General features: G+C 65.0%; 8 protein-coding genes. All 8 read right to left on the reverse strand.

The annotated features are described in order from the left end of the window. Nucleotides 1-22: 22 nt before the first annotated feature. The 8 genes from rpsG to rpoC all read right to left on the reverse strand — a co-directional run bounded on the left by rpsG (nt 23) and on the right by rpoC (nt 12561). On the reverse strand, nt 23-493 hold the full coding sequence (gene rpsG / locus ACMI1Q_RS10290) for a 30S ribosomal protein S7 (protein WP_177522823.1): 471 nt from the start codon (nt 491-493) through the stop codon (nt 23-25). 120 nt (nt 494-613) lie between these two features. Beyond that, nucleotides 614-1042 carry a 30S ribosomal protein S12 gene (gene rpsL / locus ACMI1Q_RS10295; RefSeq protein WP_177522824.1) on the reverse strand — a complete coding sequence of 143 codons (429 nt, stop codon included), beginning with the start codon at nt 1040-1042 and terminating at the stop codon, nt 614-616. A gap of 187 nt (nt 1043-1229) precedes the next feature. Further along, complete coding sequence (locus ACMI1Q_RS10300; RefSeq protein ID WP_419503697.1) at nt 1230-2915, reverse strand: DUF6311 domain-containing protein; 1686 nt, start codon at nt 2913-2915, stop codon at nt 1230-1232. Continuing rightward, on the reverse strand, nt 2912-4948 hold the full coding sequence (locus ACMI1Q_RS10305; protein ID WP_419503698.1) for a hypothetical protein: 2037 nt from the start codon (nt 4946-4948) through the stop codon (nt 2912-2914). The genes ACMI1Q_RS10300 and ACMI1Q_RS10305 overlap by 4 nt, the downstream gene beginning before the upstream one ends. A 499-nt stretch (nt 4949-5447) precedes the next feature. Beyond that, nucleotides 5448-6500 (reverse strand): hypothetical protein, encoded by a 1053-nt coding sequence (locus ACMI1Q_RS10310; RefSeq protein ID WP_177522029.1) that lies wholly within the window; start codon nt 6498-6500, stop codon nt 5448-5450. Further along, on the reverse strand, nt 6497-7549 hold the full coding sequence (locus tag ACMI1Q_RS10315; protein WP_394979061.1) for a phosphodiester glycosidase family protein: 1053 nt from the start codon (nt 7547-7549) through the stop codon (nt 6497-6499). The genes ACMI1Q_RS10310 and ACMI1Q_RS10315 overlap by 4 nt, the downstream gene beginning before the upstream one ends. Before the next feature lie 21 nt (nt 7550-7570). Next, nucleotides 7571-8815 carry a PIG-L deacetylase family protein gene (locus ACMI1Q_RS10320; protein ID WP_419503699.1) on the reverse strand — a complete coding sequence of 415 codons (1245 nt, stop codon included), beginning with the start codon at nt 8813-8815 and terminating at the stop codon, nt 7571-7573. A gap of 149 nt (nt 8816-8964) precedes the next feature. Continuing rightward, nucleotides 8965-12561, reverse strand: coding sequence for a DNA-directed RNA polymerase subunit beta' (gene rpoC / locus ACMI1Q_RS10325; RefSeq protein ID WP_394979065.1), 3597 nt, complete (start codon nt 12559-12561; stop codon nt 8965-8967). Between the last annotated feature and the right edge of the window lie 47 nt (nt 12562-12608).

Consider the following 12608-nt stretch of genomic DNA (forward strand, 5'->3'; position numbering starts at 1 on the left):
CCTCCTAAAACTCCAGACAGGATCAATAGCGGTAATGGGCGAAAGCCTTGTTGGCCTCGGCCATCTTGTGGGTATCCTCACGCTTCTTGACGGCGTTACCGGTACCGTTCACGGCGTCCATGATCTCGTTGGCCAGACGCTCGCGCATGGTGCGCTCGCTGCGGCTGCGAGAGTAGCTGGTCAGCCACCGCAGGCCCAGGGTCTCGCGGCGCTCGGGGCGCACTTCCATGGGCACCTGGTAGGTGGAACCACCCACGCGGCGGGCCTTGACCTCCAGGCTGGGCATGATGTTCTCGAGAGCTTTCTCGAACATCTCCAGGGGATCGTTGCCGCTCTTCTCCTTCACGATGTCGAACGCATCGTAAACGATCTTCTGGGCAACGCCCTTCTTGCCGTCCAGCATAACGCTGTTGATCAGACGGGTGACCATCTTGGAATTGTAAACAGGATCAGCCAAAACGTCACGCTTTGCAGTAATACCTCTTCTAGGCATCTTTCTTCCCTCCTTCACAGAATGATATCATCGGTACTCGAAAGCAATAAACTCCCGTTGTGCCATTCAAGGTCTTACTATTTATATAAATAAGCCTTTGATGGCGGGGTATACGTTTGATTACTTCTTCGCGGCACCGGCCTTGGGGCGTTTCGCGCCGTACTTGGAGCGGGCCTGGTTGCGGTTGGCCACACCCTGGGTGTCCAGAGTACCACGGATGATGTGGTAACGCACACCGGGAAGGTCCTTAACACGGCCGCCACGGATCAGTACTACGCTATGCTCCTGCAGGTTGTGGCCGATACCCGGAATGTAAGAGGTTACCTCGATACCATTCGTGAGCTTAACACGGGCTACCTTACGCAGAGCAGAGTTCGGCTTTTTGGGGGTCATGGTACGAACAGCGGTGCAAACACCACGCTTCTGGGGGCTGTTGGCATTGCTGTAGGACTTGTCCAGAGAGTTGTAAGCCTTCTGCAGAGCAGGGGCGGTAGACTTGCGGACAGACACCTCACGGCCTTTGCGTACAAGCTGGTTGAAAGTAGGCATTGTGATCTCCTTTCTTCAATGATTTATGTTCAGGCGGCAGAGCCGCCAAAACACCAAAAGGGCATAATTGCGCCAGGGGGCGCAACAGTTTTATTTTACACACTGGGGCTGTGCATGTCAACAGTATTTGCCGAAAAAGATTGTCCAAAACACTGAATTTTAAAAAACTTTTTGGAGAAGGGCATATTTACGGCGAAAGCAGCACCCAGCCCTGGTAAAAAGGCGCTTTTCGCAGCCCCGAAGCGGCGGATGCGGCGTTGGCAAAGGCTTCGTCCGTGGTGTAAAAAGCCACCCCGTCGCCCAAAGGCGCGCTCTCCCCTGCTTCGAGGGCGGCGCGCACCGTTTCGATGCCGGCGGCCAGGGCGGAGTCGTCCCCCCGGGCCAGCAGGCTGATGTTGGTGGCAAGACCCGCCCGGCCCAGCGCCACCGCCAGCCCCCGGTCGGTGCACACTTCCAGCGTGTAGAAAGCGTCGCAGTCTTCCAATCGGGTCAGCTCTTCTTCCGTGGGGGCCGGCGCGGCGGTGCGCAGGGCAGGCTCGGCGAACCAGTCGTGCTTTTGTGCCAGCGCCCCCGAAAGGTCGAACACCTGCAGCGCCAGCACCGCCGCCAGGGCGGCGGCGGCCAGCCTGCGGCGGGGCAGTTTTGCCAGCACCGCCAACGCCAGCGCCGCGACCAGATACCACACCGGCCAGAACATCCGGCCGCTTGCCCGGAACACCCCGCACAGGGCGGTGAGCCACTGGGGCAGGGGCAGGGTGAAGAGGGTACGGCTGTTGGCGGTGACCACATTGCTCACCGCGAAGGCGGTCAGCGCACAGCACACCAGCGCCAGCGGCCAATGGCTCAGCGCCTGTTTTGCCAGCGCCTTTGCCTGGGCACGGCGGCGCGTCAGTAGCCACGCCGCCGCCAGCGCGCACCCCGCCAGGGCTGCCAGCAGGCCCAGGCCCAGATAGTTGAAGGAGTCCAGGCTGTTGGCCACCAGCGGCCGGATGGGCAGCACCCGGGACCAGTGCAGCTGGCCGCAGCCCGGCACCCACCAGTTCCAGTCCAGGCTGACCGGGTTCCACAGCGCGTTCAGGTTCATGCCGAAGGTGCCGTAGCCGCCGTCGGCGCTGCCGCTGACGGTGAAGAAGCCCAGCGCCCAGGCCACCGCCAGGGCGGCAAGGCTGCCGCCGCCCGCGGCGAGGGCAAAGGGCTGCCAGCGGCGGGTGCGCACCAGCGTCCGCAGGCCCGCGGCAAAGGCGATGGCCAGCACCATGGGCACGAAATACAGATGGACGGAAGCCGCCAGGGCCGCCAGTGCAGCAAATCCCGCCGCCCGCCGCAGGGAGAGGCCCTCTTCGGCGCTTTTGAAGTAGAGCCAGAGGGCGTAGAGGATGAGCCAGTGGGCGCAGAGGGCGGTGTGGCGGAAGGCACGTTCCAGCAGGATGGGCGAAAGGCAGAAGATCACCGCGCCGCCCAGCACCCATTCCATCCGCTTTGTGAACAAACGCAGAAGGCGCACCGCCGCCTCGCCCTGGAGCATCAGGCTGCCGCAGACGAAGAGGCCGAAGTACTGGAAGGTGCCGGGCAGCAGGCCACGGAGCAGGCCGAAAGGCACCGCCAGCAGCGGGATGCAGTCCGCCAGGGCCGCCGCCGCGCCTGCCGGCCAGTTGAGGCCGGTGGTGAAGGTGAGCGGCCAGCCCAGGCCCTGGTTCTTGATGGCCAGCCAGGCGGCGTAGTGCTGCAAAAGGTCGGTCTCGATGTAGCCGCCCAGCAGCCAGTCGTCCCGGGTGGGGTCAAGGGGCACCGGGCCGTACACCAGAAGGAACACCGCAAGGCCGATGGTCAGTCCTGCCAGAGAGGGGGCGGCGCGTCGAAAGGTCTGTTTCATTGGGCCGCCTCCTGTTCGTAGAGGTCGAGGGCGGGCAGCGCCCGCTCAAGGCGCGCCTCGGTGACGGTCAGTTCGGTGAAATTCTCATCGGCGCTCCAGAGGGTGGCTGTCCCCTGCCCGCTCTCCACCCGCACGGGGATATAGCCTTCCCCCGACGCGGGGAAATAGCCCGCCACTCCCGGCATGTCGCCGAAGAGGGGCACCGCGCAGCCCACCATGCTGCGCCCCAGGGAGAGAAACGCGCCCCCGGCACTGGTGAAGCCGCTCTCCCAGCGGATGTAAAGGTCGGCGGTGAAGGTCTCCCCTTCCGGTGCGCTCACCGTGACGGTCCAGCCGGAACCGCTCTGCCGCTGGACGCTCACCTCAGCCTCCACCGGCAGGCTGCGGTCGCCGCAGGCCCGCCACAGCCAGCTGTATTCAGTGGCATAGCAGCGCTTGTATCCCGCCCAGAGATGGCGGTATACGTCCCAGTTCTGCACTGTGAGCCAGTTTTCCAGGTCCATGCGGGGGGTCTGGGCCCAGGCCCAGCCGCCCTCCGCGAAGGCGGAGACATACTCCGCACGCTTTTCGTCGCCCAGGGCGTGGATGATGTAGTCACAGCCGGTGGGCTGGAACGTGCCTTCCACCGCTTCCAGGCCGGTGGCGTACATGGAGAACACCGGCTCGCCGCCGGTGACTTCGGGCAGTTCCACCAGGGCCTTTTGATAGGTGGTATAGCCGCCCAGGGCTTCCAGATACTGCCCGTTGTGGGCGGCGGAGGGCCAGCGGACCGCATCCAGCCCCGCCAGGGCGATGAGGGCCAGCGCCAGCGTGCCGGCAGCGGCCCGCATCAGCAGGTCCCGGCGGCGGGCAAAGCGGCGGGTGAGCCACAGAAGGCCGCGCCCTGCCAAGGCGAAAGCCGCCAGCCAGAAATAGCCCTCCAGCGCTTCTTTGAAGTTATAGCCGCTGCCGCTGAGCACATAGGTGCCGGTGGCGGCGAGGATGGTGAACGCCGCAAACCCCAGCAGCAGCTGCCGGTCGGTGAGTTTTTTCTGCCACAGCCGCACAAGGCACCAGATTAGAAAGGCCGCGCAGGGCACCGCGAACAGCAGGAGCCGGGGGGTGGTGAACACATAGAGCAGCAGGGCTTTGCCCCCGGTGCCGTTGAAGTAGAAATACTGCCAGCCGCCGGTGGCCGCAAGGCTTTGCAGCCACGCGCCGGGATGGAAGCCGGTGACAAGGCTGGCACAGGCAAGCAGGCCCAAAACAAAGCCCGCGGCATAAACCCCCAGCCGGGCGAAAAAGGCCCAGGGCCCGGCCCACAGGCGCAGCGCCTGTTCCAGCAAAAACAGCACCGTGACGCAGAAGGCGGCGGCAAGGCCAAAATCGCTGCTCCACAAAAGGCCCGCCCCGGCCAGCGCCCCCAGCATGCCGCAGGCGGGCAGGCGGGTGAAAGCCGTTTGCAGGGCCGTGCCCTCCGCCGGCTCGCCCTTCACGCGCAGCCAGACAAGGCCCAGCCCCACCAGCAGGAACGTCAAAAACAGCCGGGCGATGCGCATGGAATTGCCCGGGGCATAAAGGCTTTGGAACAGGTTCGTCCAGTAGCCGCCGAGAGACGGGCCGAAGAGGGTGGCCAGCAGCCCGGAGGAGACGAACTTGGTGAGGAACACCGAGGCCAGCATGGCCGCCGGGCGGCTTTTGGTGATGAGCCAGACCCACAGCAGCACCGTGACGCTGAACAGAATGTTGGAGGTGAAGTTTGTGGCGAACAGGCTGCCGGCGAAGGTGTTGTTCAGCGCCACCAGCGGCAGGTTCACCCACACCGGGGCCATGCCGATGTAGTTGACAAAATCCACATAGGGGGTCTGGCCCGCCAGCATCCGGCGGAACACATTGTAGCTCTGAAAATCGCCGTTGACCGAGACGTAGTCGCAGGTCTCGATGCGCGCCAGGGCAAGGCTCAGGCTCACCGCGGCCACCGCCAGCGCCCACAGGCACCATTCCAGCGTCCGCAGCGCCCGGCCGCGCTCCTGCGTTTTCCGTATCCCTCTCACTCGGCTCTTCTCCCCTTTTGGTCGTTTTTCCCCGTTCATTATACAACACACACCGCCGCCGCGCCAGCCCGCTTTTTGCGTGGCAGAAAGAGAGCCGCCCTGCAAAGCCGGGGTGCCGTAAGAAAACGGCGCCGGGAAGCAGGCGCTTTTGCGGTATCGCGGCGTCAAAGCGCCTTGACAACCACCAAGGGTGCCTGCGGCGCTTTTCCTTGCGTTCCCATCAAAATCGCCAGCTTCCTGGTGCTGCGCAGTCCGGGTCCGCGAAGCGGCCAAGGCCACGCCGGGGCCTTGGACCGGCTGGGCGGTCTGCAAAGCAGAGCGGGCGCATCTTTATTGCGCCCGCAGCCCACGCCCCAGGATTTTGGATGAAGAAAGCACAAAGAGTGGCCCCGCAAGCCTTGGTGGCTTGTGGGGCCGCTCTGCGTGTTTTATGCTCCAAAATCCTACGGCAGAACCGTCGTTTTCTTATGCCCCCCGGCTAACGGGCGGCTCTTTATGTTTATTGCACCTGCAGGTCCAGCAGCTTCCAGCTCTCCCCCTCCCGCACCGCGTACATGCGGTATACCGAGGGATAGCTGCGGGGGCGCAGGCCCTCCTTGTAGACCATGTAGGTGAAGCGCACCGTGCCGGCCGCCGCGTCAGGGCCGAGGCTTTCCAGCTCCGAGACCGAGAACTCCTCGAAGGCGGTGGAGTCGTGGCTCACGTACCAGCTGGAGTCGAAGGTGCGCAGGCTGTTGTAAAACTCCGTGTCCGGCACGAGGGCTCCCTTCAGTTCCGCGAAGGAGGCGTCGGCGGAGACGTAGCGGGCGTAGACACGGGCGGTGCGGTCGAGGAAGTCCTCCAAAGAAGCGGCATCCTCCCCGTTCGGCTCCACCGTGACCACGGCATTCAGCGGGGTCTCCCACTCCACCCGGCAGCTGCCCGCCTCGCTTTGGGCGGTCACCTCCGGCTGTTCCAGAAGGCCCTCCACCTGCCAGACGCACTCCTGCGGCGCGGCATCGCCCAGCGCCTCAAAGCCGGGCGCGGCGGAAGTCTCGCTTCGTTCGCTCTCTTCCAGCGGGCGGCCGTCCACCGTGAGGGCCACCCCCAAAGGCGCGCGGATGGTCACCGTGGAAAGTGCCTGCACCTTGGGCCAGGCCTGCCAGCCCTTCTCCTGAGGGAAGAGCAGGAACTCCACCCGGCCCCCTTCTTCGTCCACCACCACGTATTCCTCGGCACCGTCGGCCTCGCCCTTGCGCACGAAGCGCAGGCTGTCCCGGTCAGTGGGCAGGTCGTTCAGCAGGGTCCGGGCCTCTTCCAGATACTGGGCCGCGGTGGCAAAGCGCCCCGGCAGCACCGCCGCGGGCACATCCTCTTCTTTCAGCTGCTCGGACTGCACCGCCTGCACGCTGCGCAGGATGGCCGCCTCGGGGGTAGACTCCTCGTAGCGTTCCAGCGCGCCCCAAAGCACCGCCAGCGCCGCGCCGCCCAGGGCAAAGAGCACAAGGGCAAAGCCCACCGGCCAGGGCCAGAAGGGACGGGGGCGGCCATAGCGCCATTTCTGTTCGCTCATGCTTCACCCTCCCCTGCCGCGTCCACCACAAAGGCGGTGGGGATGTTGCGCGGACCGTAGAGCGAAGCGCTGACGTTCACCGTTTCGCCCTGGTAGATCATCTGGGTGCTGGAACCGCCGTCCAGATTGGCGGCGTTCACCGCGCCCCACTCCTGCATGACCTGGATGCAGTCCTGATAGGTCGCGCCCAGGCTCTGGGGCTGCCGCCCGTCGATGACCAGCAGCAGCACCGCGCCGTCCGCCCGCTGGCCGATCACCGTACGGGGGTTCAGCCCGCCGCCGGTGCCGGAGATCTCGGCAGCCTCGCCGTTGATGATGAAGGCCGGGCCGAAGCTGAGGGCGTCCCGCAGGCCGCGCTCCACCGCCTGGCGGCCGGTCATGCGGCCCACCACCAGATGGTCGCTTTCGTCAAAGCCGATGACGGAATACTCCTGGTCCATGCCGCCGGCCCGCAGCTGACCCTGCTGGATGACGAGACCCAGCGGCACGCTGCCGCTGCCCACGCCGTTCTCGTCGGCAAAGCCGCCGCCGTTGATGCCGGCCACAGCGCCCGCGTCCGCCACCAGCTGTTCCAGCTTCTGGCCTTTTCCCTCGGGGTCGAAGGAGGCGATGGCCGCCACCCGCACCCGGCTGGGGTCGTGGACCACCAGCATCTTGCCCTTGAAGCTGCCGCCGGTGACGTCGTGAAGTTCGATGGTGTCCTTGGGCACCTGGGCGTCGCCGGTCTCGAATTCGCCCCCGGCCTGGGTGACCTCGCCGGTCTCCAGCACGCCGTTTTTGTCCAGGATGGCCTGGACCTCCTCTTCACTGAGGAAAATGCGGGCGGTGAATTTGGCGGCGCTGGTCTCCATCACCGTGTGCACGAACAGGTCCCGCGCGGCGGGGCTGGGGCCTTTGCAGATGATGTAGATCGCGCCCAGCAAAAAAGCGGTCAGCGCGCACAGAAACACGCCCGCCATCGCCAGCACGCGAAGCACCGGATGCCGTGGCCGCCCGGGCCAGCGGGCCTGGGCGGCGGTCCTGTCCGCAGGGTCTTGCAGAGTAGTCAAAATATCTCGCGCTCCTTCCCGTCAGTCCGCCGGCAGGGCGGAGGGGATGTGCTCAAAAAAGTCGTTCTTCGCTTCGTCCGGCCCCACGTTGGTGTAGGCCAAACCGAACTTGCGGCAGTCGTTGCTGCCGCCCGCCTTCACCTCGAACCACTGGGTCTGGCTGACGTGGCAGGCAAAGCCCTCGGCGGCCAGTTCCAGCGCGGTGCGTCCGTCAAAGGCGGCCATGGGCATCTCGCCCCACTCCATCTGTATGGTGTTTTCCGGCCAGAGATGCAGGTAGCACTTGGGCACCTGCCATACGCCATAGGTCTCGGCGCTCTCTGGATACCGGGCCGCGTCGCCGCTGCATTCCAGGGCAGCCAGCAGGGTGGCCGCGTTGAGCATGTGGGCCCCGTGACCGTACTCGCCGTCGACGTCATGGCCCAGCACCACGCTGGGTTTGAAGCGGCGCAGCTGCTCCACCTGCCAGGCGGTGACCGCTTCTTCGTCATAGACCTGCCGGGCGCTTTCGAGGCTCTCCTTGGAAGCGTACAGGTCCGGGAAGTCGGAAATGATGGGATAATTGCGGACCCCCACCGTCCACAGGCCGTTCAGCAGTTCGTGGGGGCGGTAGGGCTCGCCCCAGTGGTTGGTCATGTAGGCTACCTGCATCGCGTAGCCCTTTTCCCCGGCGTACCAGGGCAGAGCCCCGCCGAACCAGAGGTGCTCGTCGTCGGCGTGGGTGGGCAGCACAAGCATGTCCGCCTTCTCGCAGGGCGTCTGCCACTGCTGCACCCAGTCGGGCACCTGCCCCGGCGTGAAAGCGTACACCTGGCAGAGCACCGTGCCCTCGGGCAGGTGGAGCGTCACCGAGGAGGCGGGCTGCTCCAGCTCCACATACTCATGGATGAACCCGTTCTGCCCGCAGGCCTGCGCCGTGCCGTCGGAAGTCTCCAGCCGCCACTCCACCGGGCGGTCAAAGATGAGGTAAAGTTCGCCGATGTCCGTCTCTGCCTGCAGGGTAACGGCAGTGTCGGCGGTGAGGCGCACCTTGCTGAAATTGTCATGGTCGTTGATGCCGCCAAGGGCCAGCCCTTCGCCGCTGGCGGTGAGCTCCAGCTGCTGCGCGGCGGGCCGGGGCGTGGGCTCCGGGGTGGGCGCAGGCGTGGGGCTGGGGGTGGGGGCCGCCGTGGCGGCGGGCGGAACACTGGACGCGGGCGCGGCGCAGCCGGAAAGGAGCAGCAGCGCTGCCAGGGCGGCCAGCGCCCCGCGGCGGAAATGTTTCATATGTTCCTCCCCCTTTTGCAGTGTTCTGGTCCATATCAAAAAACGATATAAACCGCCGGTTTATTGCACAATCTTGCGCAAAGGAAAAGCGCGGCGCTCTCCCTCAACGGGGAAAGCGCCGCGCTTTGGTTTGCTTTAAGCCAGGTGGCTCATTCCTCCACAGAGGCGGCGGGGGCCGCTTCGGGCTCCTCGGTCTTCTCGGGGATGGGCAGGCCCAGCTGCTCGGCTTCGCGGCGGATGAGTTCCTCCTCCACCTCCGGCAGGCCGGTGCCCGCGGGGATCAGCTTGCCGATGATAACGTTCTCCTTCAGGCCCATGAGCGGGTCCACCTTGCCCTTGATGGCGGCTTCGGTGAGCACGCGGGTGGTCTCCTGGAAGGAGGCGGCGGACATGAAGCTGTCGGTGGCCAGAGAAGCCTTGGTGATACCCAGCAGGACCTGGGTCCACTTGGCCTCCTTCAGACCCTCCTCGCCGTCGGCGATGCGCTGACGGATGATCTCGTTCTGCTCCTCCACCTTCATCTTGTCGGCCAGAGCGCCGCCGATGAGGTTGGTGGAACCGGCGTCGTCCACCCGGACCTTGCGCAGCATCTGCCGCACGATGACCTCGATGTGCTTGTCGTTGATCTCAACGCCCTGCAGGCGGTAGACCTTCTGCACTTCCTGGATGAGGTAGTTCTCCACGGCGGTGCGGCCCTTGATGGCCAGGATGTCGTGGGGGTAGGCATGACCTTCGGTGATCATGTCGCCCTTCTCCAGCTGCTCGCCCTCGGTGACGCGCACGCGCTGGCCGAAGGGGATCAGGTAGCTCTTCTCGCAGGGGGCGCCGTTCTCGTCCACACCGCTGACCACCACATGGCGGTTCTTCTTGGTGTCGTCGATGTGGGCGGTGCCCGCGATCTCGGTCATGATGGCCAGCGCCTTGGGGCGGCGGCTCTCGAACAGCTCCTCAACGCGGGGCAGACCCTGGGTGATGTCTTCCGCAGAGGCGATACCGCCGGTGTGGAAGGTACGCATGGTCAGCTGGGTGCCGGGCTCGCCGATGGACTGAGCCGCGATGACGCCCACGCTCTCGCCCACATGGACGGGGTTGCCGTTGGCCAGGTTGGCGCCGTAGCAGTGAGCGCACACGCCCAGCTTGCTGCGGCAGCTCAGAACGCTGCGGATCTCCAGGCTGGTGATGCCGGCGGCCATGATCTTGTCGGCGTCGAACAGGTCCATCATCTTGCCCTCGGGCACGATGACCTCACCAGTGGTGGGATTGACCACATCGCCCACGGCGAAGCGGCCGATCAGACGCTCGCGGAAGGTCTCGATCTCCTCTTTGCCCTCGCGGATGTCGCTGACGACGATGCCCTCGGTGGCGCCGCAGTCCTCCTCGCGGATGATCACGTCCTGAGAGACGTCCACCAGACGGCGGGTCAGGTAACCGGAGTCGGCGGTACGCAGAGCGGTGTCGGCCAGACCTTTACGGGCGCCACGGCTGGAAACGAAGTATTCCAGAATGTTCAGGCCTTCGCGGTAGTTGGCGCGAATGGGCATCTCGATGGTCTTACCGGCGGTGTTGGCCAGCAGGCCGCGCATGCCGGCCAGCTGTTTGATCTGGTTCATGGAGCCTCGGGCACCGGAGTCCGCCATCATGAAGATGGGGTTGCGGTCCTCCAGGTTGTCGGCCAGAGCCTTGGACACCTTGTCGGTGGTCTCCTGCCAGATCTGGATAACGCTGTTGTAGCGCTCCTCGTTGGAGATAAGGCCGCGGTTGAACTGCTTGATGACCTTGCTCACCCGCTCGTCGGCCTCGGCCAGCAGCTCGGGCTTCTGGGGCGGGATGACCGCGTCGCACACAGCGACGGTGATGCCGCTGATGGTGGAGTACTTGTAGCCCTGGGCCTTGATGCGGTCCAGCATCTCGCTGGTGGGCTTGGTGCCGTGGATGGCAAGGCAGCGGCTGATGATGTCCGGCAGGTTCTTCTTGGTGACCTGGAAGTCCACCTCGAAGTTGAACATGGTCTCGGGATCGTTGCGGTCCACATAGCCCAGGTCCTGGGGGATGGGCTGGTTGAAGATGATGCGGCCCACGGTGGTGTCCACCAGCTTGGAGCGCATTTCGCCGTTCACCTCGCGGGTGCGGCGCACCTTGATGGGAGCCTGCAGGGTGATGACCTTGCTGGCGTAGGCCATGATGGCCTCGTCCTCATCGCGGAAGATCTTGCCTTCGCCCATGTCGCCCTTGTTCACCATGGTCAGGTAGTAGCTGCCCAGGATCATATCCTGGGTGGGCACGGTGACGGGGGCGCCGTCGCTGGGCTTGAGCAGGTTGCCGGAAGCCAGCATCAGCTGCTTGGCCTCGCGCTGGGCCTCCACGGACAGGGGCAGGTGCACGGCCATCTGGTCGCCGTCGAAGTCGGCGTTGAAGGCGGTGCAGGCCAGGGGGTGCAGCTTGATGGCGCGGCCCTCCACCAGCACCGGCTCAAAGGCCTGGATGCCCAGACGGTGCAGGGTAGGCGCGCGGTTCAGCATGACGGGGTGGCCCTTGATGACGGTCTCGAGGCTGTCCCACACTTCGGGGCGGGTGCGCTCCACCATCTTGCGGGCGGACTTGATGTTGTTGGCAAGGCCCTTCTGCACCAGGTCCTTCATGACGAAGGGCTTGAACAGCTCCAGAGCCATCTCCTTGGGCAGGCCGCACTGATACATCTTCAGCTCGGGGCCGACGACGATAACGGAACGGCCGGAGTAGTCGACGCGCTTGCCCAGCAGGTTCTGGCGGAAGCGGCCCTGCTTGCCCTTGAGCATGTCGGACAGGCTCTTCAGGGGGCGGTTGTTGGGGCCGGTGACCGGGCGGCCGCGGCGGCCGTTGTCGATCAGGGCGTCCACAGCCTCCTGCAGCATGCGCTTCTCGTTGCGCACGATGATGTCGGGCGCGCCCAGCTCCAGCAGGCGCTTCAGGCGGTTGTTGCGGTTGATGACCCGGCGGTACAGGTCGTTCAGGTCGCTGGTGGCGAAGCGGCCGCCGTCCAGCTGGACCATGGGACGGATGTCCGGCGGAATGACCGGCACCACGTCCAGGATCATCCACTCGGGGCGGTTGCCGGAGTGGCGGAACGCCTCCACCACTTCCAGCCGCTTGAGGATGCGCACGCGCTTCTGGCCGCCAGCCTCTTCCAGCTCGGAATGGAGCTGCTCGCTCAGGGCGTCCAGATCGATCTCGGCCAGCAGTTCCTTGATGGCCTCGGCGCCCATGGCGGCGCGGAACTCGTCCTCATAGCGCTCGCGCATCTCCCGGTATTCCTTCTCGCTGAGGAGCTGCTTTTTCTCCAGCGGGGTGTAGCCGGGATCGATGACGATGTAGCTGGCAAAGTACAGCACCTTTTCCAGCTGGCGGGGGCTGATGTCCAGCATCAGGCCGATGCGGCTGGGGATGCCCTTGAAGTACCAGATGTGGCTCACAGGGGCGGCCAGCTCGATGTGGCCCATGCGCTCGCGGCGCACCTTGGCCTTGGTGACCTCAACGCCGCAGCGGTCGCAGATCTTGCCCTTGTAGCGGATGCGCTTGTACTTGCCGCAGTGGCACTCCCAGTCCTTGGTGGGTCCGAAAATGCGCTCGCAGAACAGGCCGTCCCGCTCGGGCTTCAGGGTGCGGTAGTTGATGGTCTCGGGCTTTTTGACCTCGCCGTAGCTCCAGGCGCGGATCTGATCGGGAGAAGCCAGGCCGATTTTAATCGAATCGAAATCGTTGTATTCCATTCAATGAACCCTTCCTTATTTCTGTTGTCTCGATGTTGACGGGTATC

The sequence above is a fragment of the Candidatus Allofournierella excrementavium genome (assembly GCF_048526665.1).
GTDB lineage: Bacteria > Bacillota > Clostridia > Oscillospirales > Ruminococcaceae > Allofournierella_A > Allofournierella_A excrementavium.